Raw genomic sequence first — 26,109 nt, forward strand, 5'->3', positions numbered from 1 at the left:
ATGAAAGACAGCCAGCAAGAGCGCATGGGCATTTCCGGACGCATCGCGGCGGCCTTCCAGGCCAATGCCATCACGCCCTTGCTGGCCCTGGTGGCCCTGCTGCTGGGCCTGTTCGCCGTGTTCGTCACGCCGCGTGAGGAGGAGCCGCAGATCAACGTGACCATGGCCAATGTGCTGATTCCCTTCCCCGGGGCCAGCAGCACCGATGTGCAGAACATGGTGGCGCGCCCGGCCGAGCAGGTGCTCAGCCAGATCGCCGGCATCGAACACACCTATTCCGTGGCCCGCCCCGGCCTGGCCGTGCTGACCGTGCAATTCGAGGTGGGCGTGCCGCGTACCGAGGCGCTGGTGCGCCTGTACGACGTGCTCAACGCCAACCAGGACTGGCTGCCGCGCGACCTGGGCACGCTGGCCCCCATCGTGAAACCCATGGGCATCGACGACGTGCCGGTGCTGGCCGTGACGCTGTGGAGCAAGGACGCCCAGCCCGCGCATGAACTCGAGCGTGTGGCCCATGCGGTGGAAACCGAACTCAAGCGCGTCAAGGGCACGCGCGAGGTGCAGACCATCGGCGGCCCCGGCCGTGCCGTGCATGTCTGGCTGGAGCCCACGCGCCTGCGCGCCCGCGGCATCGACGTGCTCAGCCTCAAGCAGACCCTGGCCGCCGCCAACTTCGGCATGCCGGCCGGCAGCGTGCTCGACACCCAGGGCAAGAAGAACGGCGCCGCGCCGCAGATGCTCAGCGTGGAGACCGGCGAATTCCTGCGCTCGGCGCAGGACGTGGGCGACATCGTGGTCGGCGTCAGCAAGGGCGCCCCGGTCTATCTGCGCGAAGTGGCGCGGATCGAAGCCGGCGCCCAGCAGCCGCAGCGCTACGTCTGGTTCACCCCCGGTGCCGCCACGGCCCCCGGCGAGGGCGCCGATGCCCTGCCCGCCGGCCAGGTCTACCCGGCCGTCACGCTGACGGTCACCAAGAAACCGGGCGAGAACGCCGTCGATGTGGCGCGTGCCGCCCACGCCCGCGTGCAGGCCCTGCGCAACACCGTGATCCCCGGCAACATCGAAGCCACCGTCACCCGCAACTACGGCGAGACCGCGGCCGAGAAAGCCAACAAGCTGATCCAGAAACTGGCCTTCGCCACCGGCTCGGTCATCCTGCTGGTGGGCTTCGCCCTGGGCCGGCGCGAGGCGGTGATCGTCGGCGCGGCCGTGATCCTGACCCTGATGGCCACGCTGTTCGCCTCCTGGGCCTGGGGCTTCACGCTGAACCGCGTTTCGCTGTTCGCGCTGATCTTCTCCATCGGCATCCTGGTCGACGACGCCATCGTGGTGGTGGAAAACATCCACCGCCACCAGCAACTCACACCCGACGCCCCGCTGCGCGAGATCATCCCGCGCGCCGTGGACGAAGTGGGTGGCCCCACCATCCTGGCCACGCTGACCGTGATCGCAGCCCTGCTGCCCATGGCCTTCGTGTCCGGCCTGATGGGCCCTTACATGAGCCCCATCCCGATCAACTCCAGCCTGGGCATGGCGCTGTCGCTGGCCATCGCCTTCACGGTCACGCCCTGGCTGGCGCTCAAGCTGATGAAGCAGCACGGCCCCGGCCACGCGGCGCATGACAGCCACGCCGGCGGTGGTATCGGTGGCAAGCTGCAGACGCTGTTCACCCGTGTGCTCACGCCCTTCCTGGGCGGCGCACGCCAGCGCCTGCTGCTGCTGGCCGGCATCATGGGGGCGCTGCTGCTGTCGGTGGCGCTGACCCTGGTGCCGTCCTCCTTCGTCGGCGTGGTGCTCAAGATGCTGCCCTTCGACAACAAGAGCGAATTCCAGGTGCTGGTCGAAATGCCGGCCGGCGCCCCGCTGGAAGACACTGCCGCCACCCTGCACGAGCTGGGCGCTTTCCTCGCGCAGCAGCCCGAGGTGCTGGACCTGCAGGGTTATGCCGGCACGGCCTCGCCCATCACCTTCAACGGCCTGGTGCGCCAGTACTACCTGCGCGCCGAAGCCGAGCAGGGCGACCTGCAGGTCAACCTGGTCGACAAGCAGCACCGCAGCGAGAAGAGCCACGCCATTGCCCAGCGCCTGCGCCCCGAACTGGAAAAGATCGGCGTGAAACACGGCGCGCGCGTCAAGGTGGTCGAAGTACCGCCGGGCCCGCCCGTCATGAGCCCGCTGGTGGCCGAGATCTACGGCCCCGACGAAGCTGGTCGCCAGCAACTGGCGCAGCGTGTGGCCCAGGCCTACGGCGCCACGCCGGACATCGTCGGTGTCGATACCTCGCTGAAGGAAGACGCGCCGCGTGCCTGGCTGCGCGTGCGCCGCCAGCGCGCCGAGTCCCTGGGCATTCCGGTGGCCGCCGTGGCCCAGACCGTGTCGGCCGCGCTCTCGGGCACCGACGCCGCCTGGCTGCACGACGCCCAGTCCAAGTACCCGGTGCCGGTGCGCCTGCAGTTGCCGCGCGACAAGCAGGTGGGCCTGGACACGGTGCTGGCCCTGCCCATGCGCGCCGCCAACGGCCAGCTGGTGCCCCTGTCGGAGCTGGTGCGCGTGGAGCGCGGTGTCATCGACAAGCCGCTCTTCACCAAGGACCTGGCCAATGTGAGCTACGTCTTCGGCGACATGGCCGGCAAGCTGGACTCGCCCCTGTACGGCCTGTTCGCCATCCGCCCCAAGCTGGAGGAGGCCGCGCTCAAGGGCACGGGTGAACTGAACGAATACTGGATCAGCCAGCCCACCGACACCTACCGCCAGTACGCCCTGAAGTGGGACGGCGAGTGGCAGATCACCTACGAGACCTTCCGCGACATGGGCGCCGCCTATGGCGTGGGGCTGATCCTGATCTACCTGCTGGTGGTGGCGCAGTTCCGCTCCTACACCACGCCCCTGGTCATCATGGCGCCCATTCCGCTGACCATCATCGGCGTGATGCCGGGCCACGCCCTGCTGGGCGCGCAGTTCACCGCCACCTCCATGATCGGCATGATCGCGCTGGCCGGCATCATCGTGCGCAACTCCATCCTGCTGGTGGACTTCATCGAGCTGCAGGTCAGCCAGGGCATGAAGTTCCGCGACGCCGTGGTGCAGTCGGCCGCCGTGCGCGCGCAACCGATCGCGTTGACGGGCCTGGCCGCCATGATCGGCGCCTTCTTCATCCTGGACGACCCGATCTTCAACGGCCTGGCCATCGCCCTGATCTTCGGCATCCTGGTCTCCACCCTGCTCACGCTGGTGGTGATCCCCGTGCTCTATTACGCCCTGTACCGCCGCAAGCATGAGAACGCCGACGGCACGCCCCTGTCTCCCCTTTCCTCAACCTGAACCCTAGGAGTTAAAAATGACTGTTGAACGCTACATCCGCATCATGGCCGGTTTCTTTGTCATGCTGTCCCTGGCCCTGGGCGTCGAAGCCAGCCCGATCTTCGTGAGCCCCTGGTTCCTGGCCTTCACCGCCTTCGTCGGTTTCAACCTGTTCCAGTCCGGCATCACCGGCTTCTGCCCGCCCGGCATCCTGCTCAGGAAACTGGGCGTGCCTGAAGGCGGTTCCTGCGGCACCAAGTAAGCCATCACCAGGAGCCCGGCATGAGCGAGTCCAAGCCCCGCGTCGTGCTGCGTCAGCAGCAGGACTTCCAGTTCGCCATCGACTTCGGTGCGGGCATCTCCCCGCTGGTGGGTGACGAGCACCCGCCGCTGGGCCAGGGCCAGGGGCCTACGCCCGTGCAACTGCTGGCGGCGGCTGTGGGCAACTGCCTGTCGGACGCGCTGCTGTTCGCGTTGCGCAAGTTCAAGCAGGCGCCCGAGCCCATCAGCTGCGAGGTCACGGCCGAGATCGGCCGTAATGCCGAGAACCGCCTGCGTGTGCTGGGGCTGGACGTGGCGCTCACCCTGGGTGTGCCGGCTGCGAAGCTGGAACACCTGGACCGCGTGCTCGAACAGTTCGAGGCCTTCTGCACCGTGGGCGCCAGCGTGGCGCAGGGCATTCCCCTGCACGTCAGCGTGCGCGATGCCGACGGCCAGCAACTCAAGTAAAGGACGAGGCATGGGCAAGAGCACAGCTTTGAAGAAGGTGCCGGCCAGCACCGGCACAGGGGCCGGCTGCGACCCCACGGTGTTGACCGACAGCGACGCGCGCACCGAGGTGCTCAATCGCCTGCGCCGCGCCGAAGGCCAGCTGCGCGGCATCCAGCGCATGATCGAGGACGGCGAGAGCTGCCTCAAGATCGGCCAGCAGTTCTCGGCCGTGCGCAAGGCGCTGGACAGCACCTACCTGCGCATGACGGTCTGCTTCATGGAGCAGGAACTCGAATCGCGCCTGGCGCCAGGCGAAGAGCAGAAGGCCGACCTCTCGGCCATGATGAAAGACATGGAAACGCTGCTGGCCCGCATGGGCTGAGCAGAACGGTTTCCACGTCAGGCGGGCGCGGTCTTGCTGCCTGGCCTCAACGCGCCGCCTGCTCGAAAACCTCGTCGAGTTTGGCGATCCAGTCCCGCTTCAACCGCGTCTCGGCAAAACTCGCCTCGAAGCTGTTCTTCGCCAGCACATAAGCCTGCGCCGCCCCCAGACCGGTGGCCGCGAAAGTCTGCGTGTAGTTGTCGTTGACGTAACCGCCGAAGTAGGCCGGGTCGTCGGAATTGACCGTGGCCACCAGGCCGGCATCCAGCAGGGCGCCCAGGTTGTGGGCCTGCAGCGTCGGGAAGACGCAGAGCTTGAGGTTGCTCAAGGGGCAGACCGTGAGCGGGATGCGGTCCTGGGCCAGGCGGCGCATCAGCGCGGCGTCGTGCACGCTCTGCACGCCGTGGTCGATGCGCTCGACCTTCAGCACATCGAGTGCGCTCCACACATAGGCTGGCGGGCCCTCTTCGCCGGCATGGGCCACCAGGCGCAGGCCCAGTTCGCGGCAGCGCGCGAAGACGCGGGCGAACTTCTCCGGCGGGTGGCCCAGCTCGCTCGAATCGAGACCCACGCCGATGAACAGGTCGCGCCAGGGCAGGGCCTGCTCCAGCGTCTCGAAAGCTTCTTCCTCGCTGAGGTGGCGCAGAAAACAGAGGATGAGTTCGGCGCTCACGCCCAGCGCTGCGCCGTCGCGGCAGGCGCGGTGCAGGCCCTGGATCACGGTCTCCATGCTCACGCCACGCGCGGTGTGGGTCTGCGGGTCGAAGAAGATCTCGGTGCGCAGCACATGGTCGGCGGCGGCGCGCTTCAGATAGGCCATGCCCATGTCGTAGAAATCCTGCTCGGTCAGCAGCACGCCCGCGCCGGCGTAATAGATGTCCAGGAAACTCTGCAGGTCGGTGAAGGCGTAGGCCCGTCGCAGGGCTTCCACGCTCGGGTAGGGCAGGCTCAGCCCATTGCGTTGCGCCAGGGCGAAGATCAGCTCGGGTTCGAGCGAGCCTTCGATGTGGATGTGCAGCTCGGCCTTGGGCATGGCCCGCAGCAGAGCGGGCAGACGGTCCGCCGGGATGTGGGGGATGGATGGCATGGTCCGCTCCTACAGGTTCTTCAAACAAGAAGGGGCTGCCGAAGCAGCCCCTTCTACCTACCCTCAGGCTTTACTTGCCCCCGGGGATCTTGCCTTCCACGCCCTTGACGTAGAAGTTGACGCCACCGAGGAACTTGTCGTCGGCCACTTCGTCCTTCTTCAGCACTTCCTTGCCGTCCTGGCCCAGGATGGGGCCCTTCCAGATCGAGAAGCTGCCCGCCTTCAGGCCGGCCTTGATCTCGTCGATCTTCTTCTTGCTTTCTTCCGGCACGTCGGCGGCGATGGACACCATGTCGATCGCTCCTTCCTTCACGCCCCACCAGGCCTGGCCGGTGGCCCACTTGCCTTCCAGCGCGTCACGCGTGGCCTTGATGTAGTAAGGGCCCCAGTTGATGATGGCCGAACCCAGGTGGGCCTTGGGGCCGTAGGCCGTCATGTCGCTGTCCCAGCCGAAGGCGCGCTTGCCCATCTTCTCGGCGGTCTGCAGCACGGCCGAGGAGTCGGTGTTCTGCATCAGCACGTCGGCGCCGCCGTTGATCAGGGCGGTGGCGGCTTCGGTTTCCTTCGGCGGGTTGAACCACTCGCCCACCCACACCACCTTGGTCTTGACCTTGGGGTTCACGGACTGCGCGCCCAGCGTGAAGCTGTTGATGTTGCGGATCACCTCGGGGATCGGGATCGAGCCGACCACACCCAGGGTGTTGCTCTTGGTCATCTTGCCCGCGATCACGCCGGCCATGTAGGCGCCTTCGTAGGTGCGGCTGTCGTAGGTGCGCATGTTCTCGGCGGTCTTGTAGCCGGTGGCGTGCTCGAACTTCACGTTCTTGAAATCGGGCGCGACCTTGAGCATGGGCTCCATGTAACCGAAGGTGGTGCCGAAGATCAGGGTGTTGCCCTGGCCGGCCATGTCGCGGATCACGCGCTCGGCGTCGGCGCTTTCCGGCACCTTCTCCACGAAGCTGGTGACGACCTTGTCGCCGAATTCCTTCTCGATGGCCTTACGCCCGTTGTCGTGGGCAAAGGTCCAGCCGCCGTCACCGACGGGGCCCACGTAGGCGAAGGCGATCTTCAGCGGTGCGGCCTTGGGCGCGGCGGCGGGTGCGGCAGCGGCGGGCTCCTCCTTCTTGCCGCAGCCCACGAGGGCGGCGGCGGTGATGGCGGAAATGGCGGCAGCCTGGAACAGGCGGCGTTTGGTCAGGTCGGTCATGGGTGTCCTCACTGGGTTGAAAAAACGTTGCGATTATGAGCCGGGGGTGAAAGGCTTGCCTAGCGATGCGGGCATGTTCACGCGGATCCAGGCCGGATTGCGCGAGATCAGGGCCAGCACCACGATGGTGGCCAGGTAGGGCAGCATGTCCAGGAACTGGCTGGGCATTTCCACGCCCGTGCCCTGCAGATGGAACTGCAGCATGGTCACACCGCCGAACAGGTAGGCGCCCAGCAGCACACGCGCCGGTCGCCAGGTGGCAAAGGTGGTCAGGGCCAGCGCGATCCAGCCCTTGCCGGCCACCATGCCCTCCACCCACAGCGGGGTGTAGATGATGGAGAGGTAGGCGCCCGACAGGCCGCACAGGGCGCCACCGGCCAGTACGGCCGCGAAGCGGATGCGCCGCACCGGGTAACCCAGGGCGTGGGCCGATTCGGGCGACTCGCCCACGGCACGCAGGATCAGGCCGCTGCGGCTGCGTCCCAGCCAGACGATCAGCGCCACGACCAGGGCCATGGTCACATAAACCAGCGGGTGCTGGCGGAACAGGGCCGGGCCGATCCAGGGGATGTCGCCCAGCAGGGGCACGGCCCATTGCGTGCGCTCGGGCAGCTTGGCCTGCACGTAGGCGATGCCCGCAAAGGCCGAGAAGCCGGCGCCAAAAAGACTCAGCGCCAGGCCGGTGGCATAGGGGTTGGTGTTGAGCCAGATCACCAGCCAGCCGAACAGGGCCGCCAGCAGCGCCCCCGCGCCCATGCCGGCCACGAAACCCAGCCAGTCGTTGCCCGTGTGCACCACGGCGGCAAAACCGGCGATGGCTGCGCACAGCATCATGCCCTCGGCCCCCAGGTTGACGATGCCCGACTTCTCGTTGAGCAGCAGGCCCAGCGCAGCCAGGGCCAGTACGGTGCCGGCATTGAGCGTGGCGGCGAGCAGCAGCGCGTAGGACTCCATCAGCGGGCCCCTTTCAGACGCAGCCGGTAGTTGATCAGCGTGTCGCAGGTCAGCAGCGTGAACAGCAGCAGACCCTGGAACACGCCGGTGAGGGACTTGGGCAGGCCCAGGCGCGACTGCGCCAGCTCACCACCGATGTAGAACATGCTCATGAGGATGGCCGAAAACACCATGCCCACCGGGTGCAACCGCCCCACGAAGGCCACGATGATGGCGGCAAAACCGTAACCCGCCGGCACATAGGGCGTGAGCTGGCCGATGGGCCCCGCCACCTCCAGCGCGCCAGCCAGGCCGGCCGCGCCGCCCGAGACCAGCAGCGCCGTCCACAGCGCCTTGCGTGAAGAGAAACCCGCGTACCGCGCCGCCGCCGGCGCCAGGCCGCCCACCTGCAGCGCAAAACCTGCGCGCAGGCGGAACAGGAAGACCCAGAGCACGCCCGCGCCCAGCAGGGCCAGGATCAGGCCGATGTTCAGGCGCGAGCCGCCCATCAGGCGCGGGATCTGCGTCACCGCCTCGAAGGTCCTGGTCTGCGGGAAGTTGTAGCCCCCCGGGTCTTTCCAGGGGCCGTGCACCATGTAGTTCAGCAACTGGATGGCCACGTAGACCAGCATCAGGCTCACCAGGATCTCGTTGGCGTTGAAGCGGTCGCGCAGCAGCGCGGTGATACCGGCCCACAGCATGCCGCCCAGCACGCCGGCGATCAGCAGGGCCGGGATGATCCAGGGCCCCGTACCCTTGTCCGCCAGCAGGGCCACGCCGCCGGCGCAGACCGCGCCGATCACGAACTGCCCTTCGGCGCCGATGTTCCAGACATTGGAGCGGAAACACACGGCCAGGCCCAGCGCGATGATGAGCAGGGGCGTGGCCTTGACCATCAACTCGCCCAGGGCGTAGCCCGACTTGATGGGCTCCCAGAAAAACATCTGCAGACCGCGCAGCGGGTCCTTGCCCAGGGCGACGAAAAGGATCACGCCCAGCAGTACCGTGAGCGCCAGCGCCAGCAGGGGCGAGCCCAGGCTCCAGGCGCGCGAGGGCTGGGGGCGGGCTTCAAGCCGCAGCATGGCCGGCCTCCAGTTCGTGCAGGTGCTGCTGCACCTCGGTGTGCCACAGGCCGCTCATCCACTCGCCGATGCGTTCGGTCGTGGCCTCGGCCATGAGAAGGGACGGCGAGAGCCGGCCCTTGGCCATGACGTGCAGGCGGTCGCTGAGTTCGAACAGCTCTTCCAGTTCCTCGCTCACCACCAGCACGGCGCAGCCTGCGTCGCGCAGCGCCAGGATCTCGGCGCGGATCTGCGCGGCCGCGCCCACGTCCACGCCCCAGGTGGGTTGCGAGACGATCAGCAGGCGCGGGCCGGCGTCGATCTCGCGGCCCACGATGAACTTCTGCAGATTGCCGCCTGACAGGCTGCGCGCCGCTGCGTGTTCGTCGGCGGCCTTGACGTGCAGGCGGGCGATGATGCCGCGGGCCTGGGCGGCCAGCACCTTGGTGCGGATCCAGCCCAGGGGGCCCAGCGATTCGCCGCGCGTGAGCAGCAGGTTGTGGTCCAGGCCCATGGCGGGCACGGCGCCGCGGCCCAGGCGTTCTTCGGGCACGAAATGCAGGCCCAGGGCGCGGCGGCGCGCCGGGTCCAGGCGTGCCGCGTCGTGTTCGCCCAGGCGGATGCTGCCCGGCGCGCTGCGCAGGTCTTCACCCGAGAGCGCGTACAGCAGTTCGCGCTGCCCGTTGCCCGACACACCGGCAATGCCCACCACCTCGCCCGCGCGCACCTGCAGGTCCACCTTGTCCAGGTCCACGCCAAAGGGGTCCTGCCGCGTGAGGCTCAGGCCGCGCACGTCCAGCTGCACCGCACCGGTCTGGGGCGGCTTGTGCTGCAGGGCCGGTGGTTCCGCGCCGATCATCAGGCGGCTCAGCGAGGCATTGCTTTCCTCGCGCGGGTCGCAGCTGCCCGTCACCTCGCCGCCGCGCAGCACGGTACAGGCCGTGCACAGGGCGCGGATCTCATGCAGCTTGTGGCTGATGTACAGGATGCTGCAGCCCTGCGCGGCCAGCTGGCGCAGCACCTCGAAGAGTTTTTCCACCGCCTGCGGCGTCAGCACGGACGTGGGTTCGTCCAGGATCAGTAGCTGCGGCTCGCCCAGCAGGGCGCGGATGATCTCCACCCGCTGCATCTCTCCCACGCTCAGGCTGTGCACCGGGCGTTCGGGGTCGATGTCCAGGCCGTATTGCTGGGCCTTGTCGCGGATGCGTTGCGTCACCTCGGCCAGCTTCAGGCTCTTGTCCAGCCCGATCCAGACGTTCTCGGCCACGGTCAGCGAATCGAACAGGCTGAAGTGCTGGAACACCATGCTGATGCCCAGGGCCCGCGCCTGCTGCGGGTTGCGGATCTGCACCGGCTGGCCCTGGTAGACGATCTGGCCCTCGTCGGGTTTGACGGCGCCGTAGACGATCTTCATCAGGGTGGACTTGCCCGCACCGTTTTCGCCCAGCAGTGCATGAATCTGGCCCGGGAGCACCGTCAGCGCGATGTTGCGGTTGGCCACCACGCCCGGGTAGCGCTTGGTGATACCGGAGAGCGCAAGGCGAGGCGGGGCGTCTGCGACAGAGGTGCTCATGATGTCAAAGGGGTTGTTCGCGCGCGCAAAATCCGGGCGAACGGCACTAGCTTAAGCTATAACTGTGCCAAGTCCTGCATACAAATATTGCATACAAACCGCCGCGTGTCGACCCCCGCTGGTATGACGCTTGCTTCGGAGACCGAGATGGAAGAGAAACCGCTGCAATTCGTCCGCCGGGGTGAAATCGTCTCGCTCACGGGGGTGGCCCCCAGCCGCACCCTGCTGGAAGTGCTGCGCGAAGACCTGCAGTGCACGGCCGTCAAGGAAGGCTGTGGCGAGGGTGATTGCGGCGCCTGCACCGTGGTGCTGGCCGAGCCTGCGGGTGAGGGTCTGAGCTACAAGGCCATCAACAGCTGCATCCGCCTGGCCCATTCGGTGCACGGCATGGCCGTCTGGACCGCGCAGGATATCGGGGCGCGTGACGGCTTCGTCACCGCCGGGCCGCCCCAAGGTGACGAACGCCCCCTCGGGGGGCAGCGACCCGTGTCAGCGGCGGAGCGTGGGGGCACAGTTCTCCACCCCTGCCAGCAGGCCATGGTGGACAAACACGGAAGCCAGTGTGGTTTCTGCACCCCCGGTTTTGTCATGAGCCTCTTCGGCATGTACCAGAACCGTGTGCTGGCCGGTCAGAGCATCAGCCGCGAGACGGCGCAGGCCGACCTGTCGGGCAACCTCTGCCGCTGTACCGGTTACCGCCCCATCTTCGATGCCGCGCAAGCCATGGACACCCTGCCGCGCGTGACGGTGGACGAAGCCGCGGTGCTGGCCCGGCTGCGCCAGATCGCCCCCGCCCCCGCGGCCGACTACAGCGCGCCCACCACACTGGCTGAGTTGTTGAAGCTGCGCGCCGAACAGCCGCAAGCCCAGTTGGTGGCCGGCTGCACCGACGTGGGCCTGTGGGTCACCAAACAGCACCGCCAGTTCGCGCAGGTGCTGGATGTGACCCGCGTGGAGGAGTTGCGGCAGCTGCTCCGTACCCCGGAGTTGCTGCGTATCGGTGCGGCCGTCACCCTGCACGAAGCCTACGCGGCACTCGTGGCCGACCGTCCGCAGCTGCGCCGATTTGCCGAACGTTTTGCCGGCCTGCCCGTGCGCAACAGCGGCACCCTGGGCGGCAATGTGGCCAACGGCTCGCCCATCGGCGACAGCATGCCCCTGCTGCTGGCCATGGGCGCCACGCTGGTGCTGGCCAGTGTGCGCGGCGAGCGCCGTTTGCCCCTGGACGATTTCTACACGGGCTACCGCAAGAACCTGCTGGCGCCCGATGAGGTGCTGGCTTTCATCGAGGTGCCGCGCCCCGCGCCCGACGAACACCTGCGCGTGTACAAGATCTCCAAGCGCCAGGACGACGACATCTCTGCCGTCTGCCTGGCCTTGAACTTGCAGGTGCAGAGCGGGCGCATCGTGGCCTCTCGCATCGGCGCGGGCGGTGTGGCCGCCACGCCCGTGCGCGCGCTCAAAACCGAGGCTGCGCTCACGGGCCAGCCCTGGGGCCGCGCAACTTTTGAAGCAGTTGCCTCCGTGCTGGCGCAGGAGTTCTCACCCATCTCCGACATGCGCGCCAGCGCCGCCTACCGCAGCAGTGTGCTGGGCCGCCTGCTGCTGCGTTACTGGGCCGAAGAGCAGGGTGAGTTGCAGCTGGAGGCTTTGACATGAGCGCCGCACGGCCGCCCGAAGGCGCGAGGGCCCCCTCGGGGGGCAGCGAGGACACGAAGTGCCGAGCGTGGGGGTATCTATGAGCGCGTCGGACCCCGTCTTCGCCAGCGGCCAGTCGGTCGCGCACGAAAGCGCGCGCCACCAGGTCCAGGGCCTGGCGCCTTATATCGACGACCTGCCCGAGCTGCGCGGCACCTTGCACGCCGCGCCCATCCTCTCGCCTGTCGCACATGGCAGGCTCAAGGGCGTGGACACGACGGCTGCACGCGCCATGCCCGGCGTGGTGGACGTGGTGCTGGCCGCCGACATCCCCGGCGACCCGTTGCTCGCCACCTTCGTCCACGACGAACCCATCTTCGCGCGCGACACGGTCCAGCATGTGGGCCAGGTCATCGGCCTGGTGCTGGCCGAGACCGTGATGCAGGCGCGGCGCGCCGCGCGCGCCGTCAAGCTCGACATCGAAGCCCTGCCGGCCGTGCTCACCGCGCGTGAGGCGCACGCCGCGCAAAGTTATGTGCTACCGCCCGTCACCGTGAAGCGTGGCGAACCCGAGCAGGCCATGAAGAGCGCCAAGCACACCCTGAGTGGCAGCTTCGAGGTGGGCGGCCAGGAACACTTCTATCTCGAAGGTCAGATCGCCTACGCCATCCCGCAGGAACAGCAGCAGTGGCTGATCCACAGCAGCACCCAGCATCCGGGCGAGATCCAGCACTGGGTGGCCCATGCCCTGGGGCTGGACAACCACCGCGTGCGCGTGGAGTGCCGGCGCATGGGCGGCGGTTTCGGCGGCAAGGAAACGCAGGCCGGCCACCTGGCCGTGTGGGCCACCCTGGCCGCGCGCAAGACCGGCCGCCCCGTCAAGCTGCGCCTGGACCGCGACGACGACTTCATGGTCACCGGCAAGCGCCACCCCTTCGCCTACGACTACACCGTGGGCTATGACGACACGGGCCTCATCACCGCGCTGCAGCTCACCCTGCTGGCCGAATGTGGTTTCAGCGCCGACCTCTCGGGCCCCGTGGCCGATCGCGCCGTCTTCCACAGCGACAACGCCTACTTTTTGAGTGACGTGCGTATCGACAGCTACCGCTGCAAGACCAATACGCAGAGCCACACGGCCTTCCGTGGCTTCGGCGGCCCGCAGGGCGTGATCGCCATCGAAACCATCCTGGGTGACATCGCGCGCCGGCTGGGCCGCGACCCGCTGGACGTGCGCCTGCGCAACCTCTACGGCATCACCGAGCGCAATGTCACCCACTACCAGATGACGGTGGAAGACAACATCCTGCAACCGCTGATGACGCAGCTGGCGCAGACCGCGCGCTACCGCGAGCGCCGCGCCGAGATCGCCGCCTGGAACCGCGAACACACCCTGCTCAAGAAAGGCCTGGCCCTCACGCCCGTGAAGTTCGGCATCAGCTTCACCGCCACCCTGTTCAACCAGGCCGGCGCCCTGGTGCACGTCTACAACGACGGCAGCGTGCTGGTCAACCACGGCGGCACCGAGATGGGCCAGGGCCTGCACACCAAGGTGGCGCAGATCGTGGCCGACGAACTGGGCCTGCCCTTCGAGCGCGTGCTGCTCAGCGCCAGCGACACCGCGCGTGTGCCCAATGCCAGCGCCACCGCCGCCTCCAGCGGCACCGACCTCAACGGCCGCGCCGCCCAGTTCGCCGCGCGCCAGGTGCGCGAGAACCTGGCCGCCTTCGTGGCCGGCCTGCAGGGCTGCGGCGCGGGCGAGGTGCGTTTTGCGAACGGCAAGGTCTACGCTGATGGCAGCACACGCGACTTCCGCGAGGTGGTCAAGGCCGCTTACGCCAACCGCATCCAGCTCTGGAGCGACGGCTTCTACCGCACGCCCAAGATCCATTACGACAAGACCACGCTGACCGGCCGGCCCTTCTATTACTTCGCCTACGGCGCGGCCTGCTGCGAGGTGGCCATCGACACGCTCACGGGCGAGAGCCGTGTGCTGGCCGTGGACATCCTGCACGACGTGGGCCACAGCATCAACCCGGCCATCGACATCGGCCAGGTCGAAGGCGGTTTCATCCAGGGCATGGGCTGGCTCACCACCGAGGAACTGGTCTGGAACGCCGACGGCAAACTGACCACCCACGCGCCCAGCACCTACAAGATCCCCGCCACGGGCGATGTGCCCGAGAAACTGCGGGTGGACTTCTGGCCCGAAGCCAATGTTGAGGACAACGTCTTCGGCAGCAAGGCCGTGGGCGAACCGCCCTTCATGCTGGCCATCGCCGTCTGGGAAGCCATCCGTGACGCCGTGGCGGCCACCCGCACCGACGGCCGCGTGGCCATGAACGCCCCCGCCACCCCCGAGCGCGTCTGGCGCGCTCTGCAGGATTGATACGCATGACTACTCTGCTCATCAAGGACGCCCGCTGCATCGCCACCCAGGACGACGCACGCACGGAGCTGAAAGACGCCTCGATCTTCATCCGCGACGGTTTCATCGAGCAGGTCCTGCCCGCAGGCAGCGACACGCGCGCGCTGCAGGACCAGGCCGACGAGGTGATCGACGCGCGCAAACATGTGGTCATCCCCGGCCTGGTCAACACCCACCACCACATGGTGCAGTGCCTCACACGCGCCATTCCCGGCGTGCAGAACGCCGAGCTCTTCTCCTGGCTCAAAGGGCTGTACCCCATCTGGGCCGGGCTCACGCCCGAGATGGTCAAGGTCTCCAACCAGGTGGCCATGGGCGAGCTGCTGCTGTCCGGCTGCACCACCAGCAGCGACCACCTCTACATCTACCCCAATGGCGTGCGCCTGGACGACAGCATCGAGGCCGCGCAGACCATAGGCATGCGTTTTACGGCCACGCGCGGCAGCATGAGCGTGGGCGAGAGCCAGGGCGGCCTGCCGCCCGACCGCGTGGTGGAGAAAGAAGACTTCATCCTCCAGGAAACGCGCCGCCTCATCGAGACCTGGCACGACACCAAACCCGGCGCCATGCTGCAGGTGGCCGTGGCCCCCTGCTCGCCCTTCACCGTGAGCCAGGACCTGATGCGCGAATCCGCCAAGCTGGCTCGCGCCTACGGCGTGCGCCTGCACACCCACCTGGCCGAAAACGACCACGACATCGCCTACACGCGCGAACACTTCAACTGCACGCCGGCCGAATACGTGGAAGACCTGGGCTGGGTGGGTGAAGACGTGTGGCATGCCCACTGCGTCAAGCTCGACGAGCATGGCAGCTACCTGTTTGCGAAGACCGGCACCGGCATTGCCCACTGCCCCTGCAGCAATATGCGCCTGGCCAGCGGCATCCTGCCCCTGCGCAAGCTGCTGAACCTCGGTGTGCCCGTGGGCCTGGGGGTGGACGGCAGTGCCAGCAACGATGCCGGCCACCTGTTGAATGAAGCCCGCCAGGCCATGCTGCTGGCGCGGGTGGGCAAGGCCCTGGAGCCCTTCGGTTGCGACACCGGCCCGGCCGAGATGACCCCGCGCGACGCGCTCTGGCTGGCCACGCGTGGCGGCGCGCGTGTGCTGGGCCGCAGCGACATCGGCCAGATCGCCCCGGGCAAGTGCGCGGACCTGGCGCTCTACCGCACCGACACCCTGAGCATGGCCGGCGCCGCCGTGCACGACCCCGTGGGCGCGCTCATGCTCTGTTCCAGCGACAACGCCGACTACACGGTGGTCAACGGCCGCATGGTGGTGCGCAAGGGTGAACTCACCACGGTGGACACGGGCGCGCTGATCGAACGCCAGAACGCCCTGGCCTGGCAGCTCGCGCAGCAGGCCGGCACGCGCTGAATCAGCCGGGCAGGCGCTGCAGCAGCTGCGCCGCCACCGCCACCGCAATCACCTCGGGCTGTTTGCCCGCGATGCCCGGCACGCCGATGGGGCAGGTCACGCGCGCGAAATCTCCTTCGTTGAAACCCCGTGCCTCCAGCCGGTGGCGAAAAGTCGCCCATTTGCTCTTGCTGCCGATCAGGCCGATGTAGGGCAGGTCGTTCTGTCTGCGTGCGCGCAACAGGCACTGGGCCAGGATCTCCAGGTCTTCCGCATGGCTGAAACTCATGATGAGCACAGAGGAACCTGGGGCGATGTCGGCCACCGCGGCTTGCACCGGGTCCGAATGTTCGCAGCGGATGTGCGCCGGCGTGTCTGCCGGAAAGATCTCGTCGCGGCTGTCGATCCAGTGCAGGGCAAAGGGCAGGTGGGCGAGTTGGCGCGCGATCGCCTGGCCCACGTGGCCGCCGCCGAAGAGGGCCACGGGTGCGGCGGGTGCCTGCAGGCGCTGCGCCAGGCCAGCCGCATCCTGCGGGCCCAGCAACGCGTAACGCAGAAACACCACACCGCCGCAGCATTGGCCCATGCTGGGTCCGAGTGCCACACGTTGCAGTTCGGTGGGTACGGTCGCACCCGCGAGCATGGTCCGGGCTTGCGCGATGGCGTCGAACTCCAGATGGCCGCCGCCGATGGAGCCGGTGACGTGTGTGGGTGATACAGCTATCCAGGCGCCGGTTTCGCGTGGTGCTGAGCCCTGGGTTTGCGCCACGCGGACCAGAACGGCGGGTTCCTGGGCCAGAGCCTCTTGCAGTTCAGTGAGCGCGTGTCGCATGGGAAATGGAAGGATCAGGGAGGCGGTGCATGCAGGCGCTCAGCTGCCCGCTGTGCGGCCTGCCCAGTAGTCGGGTCGGCGTGCGTGATGTGCGACAGCAAAGATGACAATGCCATCCTCTTGCGGCCGATAGAACAATGAGTAGGGGAAGCCTCGAACCAGCATGCGCCGGGTGCCGGCAGCAGCAGGGGTGCCAGAGAGTGGAAAGGTCAGAGCACGTGCAGCGGCTGTTTCGACGGCTACCGTGAAGCGTAGCCCCAGCCCCTCCTGGGCCTCGTTGTAATACGCCACCTCCACCAAAAACTCCTCACGGGCCGCCGCAAGGAAAAGCGCCTGCTTCACTTGCCCAGACGTCTGGCAGCGGCAAACACTTCTTGAGCGACGTAGACCTGTGTTTCGCCCCGGTCGTAGGCCGCTACGCGTTTCTCGATCTCGCGCTGCCACTCGGCCTCGATCTCGGGGAGAGGGGTGTCGTGCAGCGATTCGAGCAGCACCTCGGCCAGCCGGGCACGCTCATCAGGCGCGAGGGTACGCGCTTGTTGCTCCAGGGTGGTCAGCAGAGTAGACATGGTGGCGGCTCCGTGGTTGCTGACTATCGATTCTACGCATCGGCACGTGGTTAGTCAGGGTGAGGGCCGCGCACGGATTTAACGTGAAGTAGGTCCTGCATGGCAAAAGACAAGACCTGACCCTTGCGCCCGTTCTGGTTAGCTTGGCAATGTCGGTAATGTTCTAAATTGCGACCCTGAAACAATCATCCTGCTGGCGCCTCAAGCAAGGCTTTGAATGAATCAATGAACGTCTCGCACAGCGCTACTCGATCTTCAGAAAAGTCATTTGAGATTTCGCGTAAGGCTTCAGTCAATGTCACTCCGGCGAGACCAATAGTTCTAGTGGTTTCCTCGTTTGTCGGGCCGTAGCGGAACCCCACAATGGACTCCTTCTTTTCGTCAAGGGCCAGATGCGCTTCGAGATCTGCTGCGCTACTGTGTACCGACCGACTTAGAAGTGCATATGCAGTGACATAGATGTTATGACAGCCTCCCCGACGTGCAACTTCCTCAATGTTGACTTTTCTAGTATCAATATTTTCTAGCTCGGAAATTAGAGTTTCACTGATCGGTTTGCGAAGATTTTCGAGTGCGGGGTCGCCGGTGTTTCGGATGCGATTAATTAACGATTTCCGCTCAAGTTGAAATTGATCCAAATACTCATTCAAGTATGTTGAGTCTTTGCTGATTGCGGCGAAATGAAAAAACGCTTCAAGAAACGCACGAAATAAGATACGGACCGCTGCCCGAGACCCGCGGTCATTGACAAGCAGTACGGCTTGGTACAGCTCCATGAGACGGGCGAAGAGGACGGTAGAGGTGAGTTGTTTGGGGTCTGATGTACTCACGCTTCGACCGTCGAGAAACTTGTGACACTCGCGGTTAAGAGAGTGAGCTAGCGCTAGTAAGGGCTGGTTGGCATTGCGATGTTGTTCCGTCCAAACTTCAATCCGCCCAAAGAGAAATCCGTTCTCATCAACTTGGCTCATTGACTACTCCCATTTCTCCATCTTATGAAAGCCAGAATCGATGAGCCGGCCTGGCAAGTGCCCGTGCTTTAGCTAGGCGCGTCAATCACCCCACCACCGAGACAGACTTCGCCGTCATACAACACAGCCGACTGCCCAGGCGTGACCGCCCACTGAGCTTCGGGAAAAGCAAGGCGAAAGCGTGCGTCCTGGATACCGTCCAGTGTGCAAGCCGCATCCGCCTGCCGATAGCGCGTCTTGGCCGCCAGGGCCCCCGGCTTGGGCGGCTCACCCGCCACCCAGCTCGCGTCCTGGGCGTGGAGCAGGTGGCTTTGCAGCAAGGGGTGATCGTGCCCCTGCACCACCCACAGCGTGTTCTTTTCCATGTCCTTGCGCGCGACGAACCAGGGCGCGTGTTCACCACCGCCCTTTTGCGCCCCCTTGGCCTTGATGCCGCCGATGCCCAGGCCTTGCCGCTGGCCCAGGGTGTAGAAGCTCAGGCCCTCATGCTTGCCGATCACACGGCCGTAGGCCTTGTCGCCGGGGGCGGGCGTGCCGTCCTTGATGGGGCCTGGTTCCTTCTGGATGTAGCGGTTGAGGAACTCGCGGAAAGGGCGCTCGCCGATGAAGCAGATGCCGGTGCTGTCCTTCTTCTTGGCATTGGGCAGGCCGATCTCGGTGGCGATGCGGCGCACCTCGGTCTTGTGCAGCTCGCCCACCGGGAACAGTGTCTTGCTCAGCTGGGCCTGGTTGAGGCGGTGCAGGAAATAGCTCTGGTCCTTGCCCGGGTCCAGGCCCTTGAGCAGTTCGTGTTTGCCGGTCTTGTCGTTCAGGCGCACCCTTGCGTAGTGACCGGTTGCGATCTTCTCGGCGCCCAGGCGCATGGCGTGGTCCAGGAAGGCCTTGAACTTGATCTCGGCGTTGCACAGGATGTCGGGGTTGGGCGTGCGGCCGGCCTGGTATTCGCGCAGGAACTCGGCGAAGACGCGGTCCTTGTACTCGGCGGCAAAGTTGACGTGTTCGATCTCGATGCCGATCACGTCGGCCACGGCGGCGGCGTCCACGAAGTCGATGTTGGACGAGCAGTATTCGCTGTTGTCGTCATCTTCCCAGTTCTTCATGAAGATGCCGATGACCTCGTAACCCTGCTGCTTGAGCAGGTGCGCGCTGACCGCAGAGTCCACGCCCCCGCTCAAGCCCACCACCACCCGCTGTTTGCCTGCTTTGCTCATAGGTGTGCGATTATCCCAGTCCCCGCAAAAAACGAGACTCGGCAGGTTTTTATGGAACTCAGGCAGATCCGCTATTTCGTGCGCGTGGTGGAGCTCGGCAGCATGAGCCGCGCCGCGCAGGAGCTGGGCATGGTGCAGTCGGCGCTGAGCCAGCAGGTCAGCCGGCTCGAAGGCGAACTCTCCACCCGGCTCCTGCAGCGCACCAGCAAGGGTGTGCTGCCCACCGAGGCGGGGCTGGCCTTTTTCCGCGAGGCCCAGCTGACGCTGCGCCACGCCGAGCAGGCGGCGCGCGCGGCGCAGCAGGCGCGGCTGTCGGGCTCGGTCAGCGTCGGCCTGGCGCCCACCACGGCGGCCGTGCTGGGCCTGCCCTTGCTGCGCGCCATGCGCGAGCGTTACCCCGATGTGCGCCTGCACCTGGTGGAAAGCATGTCGGGCCATGTCACGACCATGCTCAATGCACGCCAGCTGGACCTGGCGGTGCTCTTCAACACCGACCCGGGGCGGCGCTGGAGCGTGATGCCGCTGCTGGAAGAGCGGCTGTATTACATCCGCGCGCGCAGCACTGTGCGGGGCGAGCCGCCGGCGAAGGTGCGCGCCGCGACCCTCAAGGGCGAGCCGCTGATCATGCCCACGGGGGGCCACGGCCTGCGCAGCGCGCTGGACGCGGTGTTCAGCCGCGCGCGGATCCAGCCTACGGTGGTGGCCGAGATCGATTCCCTGACCATGCTGATGGCCGCGGTCGAAGCCGGCCTGGGCGGTTCGCTGCAGCCCTGGTCGGCGGTGAGCCGCTACAGCGATGTGGCAACGCGTTTTGCCCTGTCGGAACTGGCCGACACCCTGGCCCGCCGTCGCAACATGCTGTGCAGCCTGTCGGACGACGAACTTTCGCCGGCCGCCCTGGCCACGCGCGTGGTGCTGGCCGACTGCGCGCGTGAACTGGTGCGTTCAGGGCGGTGGGTCGGCGCCACGCTGATTGATTGAACCTCAGAGCAGGTTCACGCCTTTCCAGGTTCCGCTGTTGACCAGCTGCTTGACGGTCTCGCGCAGCTCGCTGCGCACGGCGGCGGCGGCCGGGGTCAGGCGCTCCCGGTCCACCGAGTAGAGGAAGTTGGGGCGTTTCATCTCGGCGTCCGAAAACGCCAGGGTGCGCCAGCCCTCGCGCATGCGGCCTTCCAGCAGGGCGGCCGACATGGGCTTGATGGTGGCGCCCATGCCGTCGCGCACGCAGGTCATGAGCAGCGAGAGCGAGTCGATCTCGGCCACCACGTGCAGGGCCAGGTTGCGCTGCTCGAACTCGGCGGCGATGCGCCGGCGCAGGCCGTGGATGCCGGTGGGCAGGATCAGGGGCAGGTCGGCCGTGTCGGTGCAGCTGAGCTTGACGCGCCGGGGCGGCACCAGGTCGCTGTCTTCGGGCAGCATCACGAACAGCTCTTCTTCCACCAGCGGCTCGGCCGGCAGGTCGGGCACGGCGTCGCGGCTGAAGAGGATGGCCAGGTCCAGCTGGCCCATGCGCATCATCTGCGCGAGGTGGCCGCTCATGCCTTCCACCACATTGAGCACGATACCGGGGAACTTCTCGCGTATGCGGCGCATGAAGGGCACACCCACGGCGCAGACCGTGGTGGCCGCCAGGCCCACCGAGACCATGCCGTGCACGGTGCCGGGTTCCTGGCGCGCGATGGACAGGGCTTGGTCCAGCTGGCGCAGCATGAAACGCGCGTGGTGGTGCAGGGCGGTGCCGTTCTCGGTGGGGGTCACACCCTTGGCGGTGCGGATCAGCAGGGGCTTGCCCACCTCGGCCTCGAGCTTGGCAATGTGCTGGCTCAGCGCGGGCTGGGCTATGAACAGCTGGCGCGAGGCCTTGGCCAGGCTGCCGCTTTCCACGATCTGTACGAAATACCGGAGTTGTCGCAGGTCCATCGGCGCATCCTATAAGTTTTTCAGGATGGCCCCCTATAAGAAATAGCTATACCCCATCTCGGAAAACAGTATTTTCCAGGGTGAGGCGCGCTTCCTATCATCGGCCCTGCATTCCAGTCCATACCCAAACCAACAGGAGACAAGATCATGGAAGCCAAACAGAACAAGCTTGAAACCCAGGCGCTATCCAGCCAGCGCCGCACCCTGCTGCAGGCCGGCGCCCTGGTGGCCGGCAGCGCCGCCCTGGGCTTTCCCGGGCTGGCGGGCGCGCAGTCGGGCCCGATCAAGATCGGCCACCTCACGCCCATGACCGGTTTCCTGGGTGCCCTGGGTGAGTACGCCGCGCAGGGCATCAAGATGGCTGCGGAAGAGATCAACGCCGCCGGCGGCGTGCTGGGCCGACAGCTCGATGTCATGAGCGAGGACTCGGTCAACCCGCAGACGGCAGCCACCAAGGCACAGCGCATGGTCGAGCGCGACAAGGTCACCGTGCTGATGGGCGAGATCAACTCCGGCTCGGCGCTGACCATCTCGCAGGTGGCCGCGCGCAACAAGATCCTGTTCATGAGCATCGGCGCGCGTTCCGACGCGCTGCGCGGCAAGGACTGCAACCGCTACACCTTTCACGTCGACATCCCGGTGACGGTGATGGTCAACGCCGCCGGCGAGGCGCTGGTGCGCGAGGGCCTGGTCAAGGGCAAGAAGATCTTCGCCCTGACGGCCGACTACCTGTTCGGCCACGACCTCTCGCGCCAGGCCAAGCGTTTCTTCGCGGCCAACGGCGGCACGGTGATCGGCGACGAGCTGGTGGCCACCGACGTGACCGACTTCAGCCCCTACCTGCTCAAGATCCGCCAGGCCCGCCCCGACCTGGTGGCCACCAACCTGGCCGGCAACCAGGTGACCAACTTCGTCAAGCAGTACGCCGAGTTCGGCCTGCCCTACAAGGTGGCCGGTTTCAACCTGAACACGGCCGACGCCTGGGCCGCGGGGGAAGGCAACCTGGGCGGCATCTGGCCCACCGTCTGGCACCACGAGCTCAAGACCCCGGGTTCGCAGGCCTTCGTGGCCAACTTCACCAAGAAATACGGTCGTATCCCCGAGAACCATGCCTGGATCGAGTACGTCTCGCTCAAGATGATGGCCCAGGCCATGACGGCCACCAAGTCCACCGACACCGAGAAGCTGATCGCCTACTTCGAGTCGGAGGCGCAGTTCGACATCCTGAAGGCGCGCAAGGCCTACTTCCGCAGCTGGGACCACCAGCTGATGCAGGAAGCCTATCCCTTCACCGTCAAGCCCAAGGGCCAGGCGAAGAACAAGCAGGACTTCCTGCTCTTCGGCGAAGCCGTGCCGGCAGCCAACCAGCCGCTGGATTCGCTGGCCCCCCCGAAAGCGGAGAGCGCCTGCAAGATGTAAGCGAGGCTTGAGCTGAGCGAGCCGGCACCGCACCCTGGGTGCCGGCGCTTTTTTCACTCTCCCGGATACCCATGGAAATCGTCTTTTTGCTCGAGCAGGTCGTCAACGGCCTGGTGCTCGGCGGTTATTACCTGCTGCTGGCCCTGGGCCTGTCGCTGATCTTCAGCGTGGGCGGCATCGTCAACCTGGCGCACGGCGCCTTCTACGCGCTGGGCGCCTACCTCTCGCTGGAAGTCATCAAACACGCCGGCTTCACCGGCAGCATCTTCATCACGCCGGTGCTGGTGGGCCTGCTGGGCATCCTGTTCGAACGTTACCTGCTGCGCCGTTTCTACACGGCCGACCCCATCCTCAGCCTGCTGGTGACCTTCGGCCTGGCCATGGTGGCCGAGCAGGCGCTGCGCATGGCCTGGGGCTCGGCCCCGCTGGCCTCCACCATGCCGCCCGAGTTCAAGGGCCAGCTCATCATGGGCGACATGATGTTCTCGCGCTACCGGCTTTTCATCCTGGGCGTGGTGACCGTCGTGATGGCCGGCATCTGGCTGCTGTTGCACAAGACGTCCTTTGGTCGCGTGGTGCGCGCCGGCGTGCAGAAACCCGACATGGTGGCCGTGCTGGGCATCAGGCTGCAGCCCTATATGACGGCCATCGTCATGCTGGGCGTGGCCACGGCGGCGCTGGGCGGCGTGTTGTTCGGCCCCATCACCATCGTGCACCCGGCCATGGGCACCGAGATCATGACGGTGGCTTTCGTGGTGGTGGTGATCGGCGGCCTGGGCAGTTTCTGGGGCGTGGTGCTGGCAGCGTTGCTGGTGGGTGTGGTGCGCGGCGTGACCATCCATTTCCAGCCGGCGGCGGGTGAAGCCTCCATGTACGTGCTGATGTTCCTGGTGCTGATGTTCCGTCCGCGCGGCCTGCTGGGTGAGCGCATCGAGCGCTTCGAGTGAGAGTGAGAACAAGAAGAATGACTGACTTGCTGAATTCCAAATACCGGCCGCTTTGGGTAGCCTTGGCCGCTCTGGTGCTGCTGCCCCTCGTGTTCCAGGCCATCGGCCTGACGCTGGACGCTGCCACCGTGGTGGTGATCCTGGCCATGGCGGCCATGGGCCTGAACCTGCTGGTGGGCACCACCGGCCTGGTGTCTTTCGGCCACAGCGCCTGGTTCGGCATCGGCGGGTATGCCGCCGCGCTGGCCCAGCTGCACTGGTTCAAGGACCAGATCGTGCTGCCCTTTGCCTTCTCCATCCTGTTCACGGCCAGCCTGTCGCTGCTGGTGGGTTTTCTCATCCTGCGCCGGCGCGGGGTCTATTTCTCGCTGCTGACGCTGGCGCTGACCGCGCTGACCTTTGCCATCGCCTTCCGCTGGACCTGCCTGACCGGCGGCGAGGGCGGCCTGGGCGGCATCGAGCGCGGGGGTTGGGCCGTGCTCAACCTGGACAGCCACCTGGTCTATTACGTGCTGGTGGCCCTGACCGGTTTTGCTGTGCTCTACGCCCTGCTGCGCGTGACCCGCTCGCCTTTCGGCCATGTGCTGGTAGCCATCCGCGAGAACGAGCAGCGCGCCACCTTCCAGGGCTACAACGTCGATCGCTACAAGCTGCTGGCCTTCGTGATCTCGGCCACGGTGACCGGCCTGGCCGGCGCGCTGATGGTCTTCCTGCACCGCCTGGCGGCGGCCGAGTCCACCACGGTGGCCTTCTCGGGTGAGCTGCTGGCCATGGTGGTGATCGGCGGCATGCGCAGCTTCCTGGGCCCGGCCCTGGGCGCGCTGTTTTTCCTGCTGTTCCGCGAGCTGTTCTCGATCTACACCGACAACTGGCTGCTGTACTTCGGCCTGATCTTCGTCGCCTTCATCATCTTCTCGCCCGCGGGCCTGACCGGCATCTGGGCCCAGCTGCAACGGCGCTGGCGTCCCGCACCCGAGGACGGCGCCGCCATGAGCAAGCGCCAGATCTTCGAAGGCCTGCCCCTGCCCGAGTTCCTGCGCCCCAAGCGCGTGGAAGGCGCCGTGCTGGAGGCACAGGGCATCAGCAAACGTTTCGGCGGCATCCAGGCCGTGCGCGAGAACAGCCTCACGGTGGAGGCCGGGCAGATCCACGCCCTGATCGGCCCCAATGGCGCGGGCAAGACGACGACCTTCAACCTGATCTCGGGCATGTTCATGGCCGACACCGGCACGGTGCGCCTGCATGGGCATGAGATCCAGTTCCTGGCGCCGGACCGCATCTGCCAGCAGGGCCTGGCGCGTTCCTTCCAGATCACCAACCTGTTCAAGGGCCTGAGCATCTACGAGAACCTGCGCCTCTCGCTGCAGGCGCGGCACGCAGCCCGCTTCAACGTCTGGCGCGACATCGACAGCTACCCTGAGGTCCACACCGAGACCGCCGAACTCATGAAGTTCCTGGGCCTGCAGGGCATGGAGCAGGTGGGCGGCGGCGACCTGTCCTACGGTGGCCAGCGCCTGGTCGATCTGGGCATTGCCCTGGGCTCCAAGCCCCAGGTGCTGCTGCTGGACGAACCGCTGGCCGGCCTGGCCGCGGCCGAGCGCGAGCGTGTCTCCAATCTGGTCAAGACCATCGCCAGCAACATCCCGGTGTTGATCGTCGAGCACGACATCGACCGGGTGCTGTCCTTCTCGCACCGCGTGACGGTGATGAACCAGGGCGAGGTGCTGATGAGCGGCACGCCCGAGGAGGTGCGTTGCGACCGGCGCGTGCAGGAGATCTACACCGGCACCGGCACGCCACCGGTCACGGGCCGCACCGGCGTGGCCACGGGGGACCGCCCCCTGGTGCTGGACTTCGACAAGGTCAACGCCTACTACGGCAAGAGCCACATCCTCAACGATGCCAGCCTGCAGGTGCGCGAGGGCGAGATCGTGGCCCTGCTGGGCCGCAATGGCGCGGGCAAGTCCACGCTGTTGAAAAGCCTGGTGGGCCTGCTGCCGCCGGCCAGCGGCCGTGTGGCTTTCAACGGCCGCGAGATCGCCGGCCTGAGCGCGCCCGATATTGCGCGCTTGGGGCTAGGCTACGTGCCGCAGGGCCGCGGCCTGTTTGCCGGCATGACCGTGCGCGAGAACCTGTCGCTGGGCCGGCTGGCCCGCCCCACCGATGGCAGCACCGGCGTGGTCTGGGACGAGGCGCAGATCCTGGCCTACTTTCCGCGCCTGAAGGAACGTTTGGACGTGGCGGCCGACTACCTCTCGGGCGGCGAGCAGCAGATGGTGGCGGTGGCGCGCGCCCTCTCGGGCAATGTCAAGCTGCTGCTGCTGGACGAGCCCTTCGAAGGGCTGGCGCCCACCGTGGTGCAGGAGCTGTTCACCGTGTTCGACCAGCTGCGCCAGCATGTCTCCATCGTCATCGTCGAACACAACCTGGACCTGGTGCTGGCCCTGGCCGACCGCGCCTATGCGCTGGAGCGCGGTGCCGTCTTTCATGAAGGCCCGGCCGCACCCTTGCTGAACGACCTCGACTACCGTAAAAAGATTCTGTGGCTGTGAGACACACACGGCAGAC

22 protein-coding genes are annotated in these 26,109 nt (G+C 66.6%); 11 read left to right on the forward strand and 11 right to left on the reverse strand.

Annotated elements, in window-relative coordinates:
- Genes HTY51_RS17335 through HTY51_RS17350 form a run of 4 tightly spaced genes read left to right on the forward strand, consistent with a single transcriptional unit; the run spans position 1 to position 4,393 of the window.
- Positions 1–3,321, forward strand: coding sequence for an efflux RND transporter permease subunit (locus HTY51_RS17335; protein ID WP_254606924.1), 3,321 nt, complete (start codon positions 1–3; stop codon positions 3,319–3,321).
- Between the two features lie 16 nt (positions 3,322–3,337).
- Positions 3,338–3,562 carry a DUF2892 domain-containing protein gene (locus tag HTY51_RS17340; protein ID WP_174253897.1) on the forward strand — a complete coding sequence of 75 codons (225 nt, stop codon included), beginning with the start codon at positions 3,338–3,340 and terminating at the stop codon, positions 3,560–3,562.
- 20 nt (positions 3,563–3,582) lie between these two features.
- Positions 3,583–4,029: an OsmC family protein gene (locus HTY51_RS17345; RefSeq protein ID WP_174253898.1), complete on the forward strand. Its 447-nt coding sequence runs from the start codon at positions 3,583–3,585 to the stop codon at positions 4,027–4,029.
- Between the two features lie 10 nt (positions 4,030–4,039).
- Positions 4,040–4,393, forward strand: coding sequence for a metal-sensing transcriptional repressor (locus tag HTY51_RS17350; protein WP_174253899.1), 354 nt, complete (start codon positions 4,040–4,042; stop codon positions 4,391–4,393).
- A gap of 46 nt (positions 4,394–4,439) precedes the next feature.
- On the opposite strand, the gene HTY51_RS17355 is transcribed toward HTY51_RS17350, so the two are convergent.
- From HTY51_RS17355 to HTY51_RS17375, 5 genes are all read right to left on the reverse strand, one after another.
- Positions 4,440–5,480: an adenosine deaminase gene (locus tag HTY51_RS17355; protein ID WP_174253900.1), complete on the reverse strand. Its 1,041-nt coding sequence runs from the start codon at positions 5,478–5,480 to the stop codon at positions 4,440–4,442.
- 70 nt (positions 5,481–5,550) lie between these two features.
- Positions 5,551–6,687: a BMP family ABC transporter substrate-binding protein gene (locus tag HTY51_RS17360; protein WP_174253901.1), complete on the reverse strand. Its 1,137-nt coding sequence runs from the start codon at positions 6,685–6,687 to the stop codon at positions 5,551–5,553.
- 33 nt (positions 6,688–6,720) lie between these two features.
- Positions 6,721–7,641 carry an ABC transporter permease gene (locus HTY51_RS17365; protein ID WP_174253902.1) on the reverse strand — a complete coding sequence of 307 codons (921 nt, stop codon included), beginning with the start codon at positions 7,639–7,641 and terminating at the stop codon, positions 6,721–6,723.
- A complete protein-coding gene (locus tag HTY51_RS17370; RefSeq protein WP_174253903.1) occupies positions 7,641–8,702 on the reverse strand; it encodes an ABC transporter permease in 1,062 nt (353 codons plus the stop codon). The genes HTY51_RS17365 and HTY51_RS17370 overlap by 1 nt, the downstream gene beginning before the upstream one ends.
- Positions 8,689–10,254 carry an ABC transporter ATP-binding protein gene (locus HTY51_RS17375; protein WP_174253904.1) on the reverse strand — a complete coding sequence of 522 codons (1,566 nt, stop codon included), beginning with the start codon at positions 10,252–10,254 and terminating at the stop codon, positions 8,689–8,691. Before HTY51_RS17375 ends, HTY51_RS17370 begins: the two co-directional genes overlap by 14 nt.
- 147 nt (positions 10,255–10,401) lie before the next feature.
- On the opposite strand from HTY51_RS17375, the gene xdhA reads away from it, so the two are divergent.
- The 3 genes from xdhA (at position 10,402) to HTY51_RS17390 (ending at position 15,693) form a co-directional block, all read left to right on the forward strand.
- Positions 10,402–11,913 carry a xanthine dehydrogenase small subunit gene (xdhA, locus tag HTY51_RS17380; protein WP_254606925.1) on the forward strand — a complete coding sequence of 504 codons (1,512 nt, stop codon included), beginning with the start codon at positions 10,402–10,404 and terminating at the stop codon, positions 11,911–11,913.
- A gap of 79 nt (positions 11,914–11,992) precedes the next feature.
- On the forward strand, positions 11,993–14,281 hold the full coding sequence (gene xdhB / locus HTY51_RS17385) for a xanthine dehydrogenase molybdopterin binding subunit (RefSeq protein WP_174253906.1): 2,289 nt from the start codon (positions 11,993–11,995) through the stop codon (positions 14,279–14,281).
- Between the two features lie 5 nt (positions 14,282–14,286).
- Entirely contained in the window at positions 14,287–15,693 is a 1,407-nt protein-coding gene (locus HTY51_RS17390; protein ID WP_174253907.1) for an 8-oxoguanine deaminase, read from the forward strand.
- Position 15,694: 1 nt separating this feature from the next.
- Here HTY51_RS17390 and xdhC read toward each other — a convergent pair whose 3' ends face one another.
- The 5 genes from xdhC to mnmA form a co-directional block, all read right to left on the reverse strand.
- On the reverse strand, positions 15,695–16,504 hold the full coding sequence (xdhC, locus tag HTY51_RS17395) for a xanthine dehydrogenase accessory protein XdhC (protein ID WP_174253908.1): 810 nt from the start codon (positions 16,502–16,504) through the stop codon (positions 15,695–15,697).
- Positions 16,505–16,543: 39 nt separating this feature from the next.
- Positions 16,544–16,846 carry a type II toxin-antitoxin system RelE/ParE family toxin gene (locus HTY51_RS17400; protein WP_174253909.1) on the reverse strand — a complete coding sequence of 101 codons (303 nt, stop codon included), beginning with the start codon at positions 16,844–16,846 and terminating at the stop codon, positions 16,544–16,546.
- On the reverse strand, positions 16,843–17,073 hold the full coding sequence (locus tag HTY51_RS17405) for an addiction module protein (RefSeq protein WP_174253910.1): 231 nt from the start codon (positions 17,071–17,073) through the stop codon (positions 16,843–16,845). The genes HTY51_RS17400 and HTY51_RS17405 overlap by 4 nt, the downstream gene beginning before the upstream one ends.
- 185 nt (positions 17,074–17,258) lie before the next feature.
- The gene (locus HTY51_RS17410; protein ID WP_174253911.1) at positions 17,259–18,044 is read right to left on the reverse strand and encodes a DUF5677 domain-containing protein; all 786 of its coding nucleotides are present in this window, start codon (positions 18,042–18,044) and stop codon (positions 17,259–17,261) included.
- A gap of 68 nt (positions 18,045–18,112) precedes the next feature.
- On the reverse strand, positions 18,113–19,255 hold the full coding sequence (gene mnmA / locus HTY51_RS17415; RefSeq protein ID WP_174253912.1) for a tRNA 2-thiouridine(34) synthase MnmA: 1,143 nt from the start codon (positions 19,253–19,255) through the stop codon (positions 18,113–18,115).
- Between the two features lie 51 nt (positions 19,256–19,306).
- Here mnmA and HTY51_RS17420 point away from each other — a divergent pair, with 51 nt between their 5' ends.
- The gene (locus HTY51_RS17420) at positions 19,307–20,236 is read left to right on the forward strand and encodes a LysR substrate-binding domain-containing protein (protein ID WP_174253913.1); all 930 of its coding nucleotides are present in this window, start codon (positions 19,307–19,309) and stop codon (positions 20,234–20,236) included.
- Positions 20,237–20,239: 3 nt separating this feature from the next.
- Here HTY51_RS17420 and HTY51_RS17425 read toward each other — a convergent pair whose 3' ends face one another.
- On the reverse strand, positions 20,240–21,175 hold the full coding sequence (locus HTY51_RS17425; RefSeq protein ID WP_174253914.1) for a LysR substrate-binding domain-containing protein: 936 nt from the start codon (positions 21,173–21,175) through the stop codon (positions 20,240–20,242).
- 147 nt (positions 21,176–21,322) lie between these two features.
- Here HTY51_RS17425 and HTY51_RS17430 point away from each other — a divergent pair, with 147 nt between their 5' ends.
- The 3 genes from HTY51_RS17430 (at position 21,323) to HTY51_RS17440 (ending at position 26,093) form a co-directional block, all read left to right on the forward strand.
- Entirely contained in the window at positions 21,323–22,594 is a 1,272-nt protein-coding gene (locus HTY51_RS17430; RefSeq protein WP_174253915.1) for an ABC transporter substrate-binding protein, read from the forward strand.
- Between the two features lie 71 nt (positions 22,595–22,665).
- On the forward strand, positions 22,666–23,541 hold the full coding sequence (locus tag HTY51_RS17435) for a branched-chain amino acid ABC transporter permease (RefSeq protein ID WP_174253916.1): 876 nt from the start codon (positions 22,666–22,668) through the stop codon (positions 23,539–23,541).
- Positions 23,542–23,570: 29 nt separating this feature from the next.
- Positions 23,571–26,093, forward strand: a complete 2,523-nt coding sequence (locus tag HTY51_RS17440) for an ATP-binding cassette domain-containing protein (protein ID WP_371733876.1) — start codon at positions 23,571–23,573, stop codon at positions 26,091–26,093.
- Positions 26,094–26,109 lie beyond the last annotated feature (16 nt).

This window comes from Rhodoferax sp. BAB1, assembly GCF_013334205.1.
GTDB lineage: Bacteria > Pseudomonadota > Gammaproteobacteria > Burkholderiales > Burkholderiaceae_C > Hylemonella.

Coding starts and splice junctions, on each gene's coding strand:
- HTY51_RS17420 (WP_174253913.1), top strand. CDS start 19,307: ATGGAACTCAGGCAGATCCGCTATTTCGTGCGCGTGGTGGAGCTCGGC.
- HTY51_RS17365 (WP_174253902.1), bottom strand. CDS start 7,641: ATGGAGTCCTACGCGCTGCTGCTCGCCGCCACGCTCAATGCCGGCACC.
- HTY51_RS17375 (WP_174253904.1), bottom strand. CDS start 10,254: ATGAGCACCTCTGTCGCAGACGCCCCGCCTCGCCTTGCGCTCTCCGGT.
- mnmA (WP_174253912.1), bottom strand. CDS start 19,255: ATGAGCAAAGCAGGCAAACAGCGGGTGGTGGTGGGCTTGAGCGGGGGC.
- HTY51_RS17390 (WP_174253907.1), top strand. CDS start 14,287: ATGACTACTCTGCTCATCAAGGACGCCCGCTGCATCGCCACCCAGGAC.
- HTY51_RS17435 (WP_174253916.1), top strand. CDS start 22,666: ATGGAAATCGTCTTTTTGCTCGAGCAGGTCGTCAACGGCCTGGTGCTC.
- HTY51_RS17405 (WP_174253910.1), bottom strand. CDS start 17,073: ATGTCTACTCTGCTGACCACCCTGGAGCAACAAGCGCGTACCCTCGCG.
- HTY51_RS17425 (WP_174253914.1), bottom strand. CDS start 21,175: ATGGACCTGCGACAACTCCGGTATTTCGTACAGATCGTGGAAAGCGGC.
- HTY51_RS17340 (WP_174253897.1), top strand. CDS start 3,338: ATGACTGTTGAACGCTACATCCGCATCATGGCCGGTTTCTTTGTCATG.
- xdhA (WP_254606925.1), top strand. CDS start 10,402: ATGGAAGAGAAACCGCTGCAATTCGTCCGCCGGGGTGAAATCGTCTCG.
- HTY51_RS17345 (WP_174253898.1), top strand. CDS start 3,583: ATGAGCGAGTCCAAGCCCCGCGTCGTGCTGCGTCAGCAGCAGGACTTC.
- HTY51_RS17355 (WP_174253900.1), bottom strand. CDS start 5,480: ATGCCATCCATCCCCCACATCCCGGCGGACCGTCTGCCCGCTCTGCTG.
- xdhB (WP_174253906.1), top strand. CDS start 11,993: ATGAGCGCGTCGGACCCCGTCTTCGCCAGCGGCCAGTCGGTCGCGCAC.
- HTY51_RS17370 (WP_174253903.1), bottom strand. CDS start 8,702: ATGCTGCGGCTTGAAGCCCGCCCCCAGCCCTCGCGCGCCTGGAGCCTG.
- HTY51_RS17360 (WP_174253901.1), bottom strand. CDS start 6,687: ATGACCGACCTGACCAAACGCCGCCTGTTCCAGGCTGCCGCCATTTCC.
- HTY51_RS17410 (WP_174253911.1), bottom strand. CDS start 18,044: ATGAGCCAAGTTGATGAGAACGGATTTCTCTTTGGGCGGATTGAAGTT.
- HTY51_RS17335 (WP_254606924.1), top strand. CDS start 1: ATGAAAGACAGCCAGCAAGAGCGCATGGGCATTTCCGGACGCATCGCG.
- xdhC (WP_174253908.1), bottom strand. CDS start 16,504: ATGCGACACGCGCTCACTGAACTGCAAGAGGCTCTGGCCCAGGAACCC.
- HTY51_RS17430 (WP_174253915.1), top strand. CDS start 21,323: ATGGAAGCCAAACAGAACAAGCTTGAAACCCAGGCGCTATCCAGCCAG.
- HTY51_RS17350 (WP_174253899.1), top strand. CDS start 4,040: ATGGGCAAGAGCACAGCTTTGAAGAAGGTGCCGGCCAGCACCGGCACA.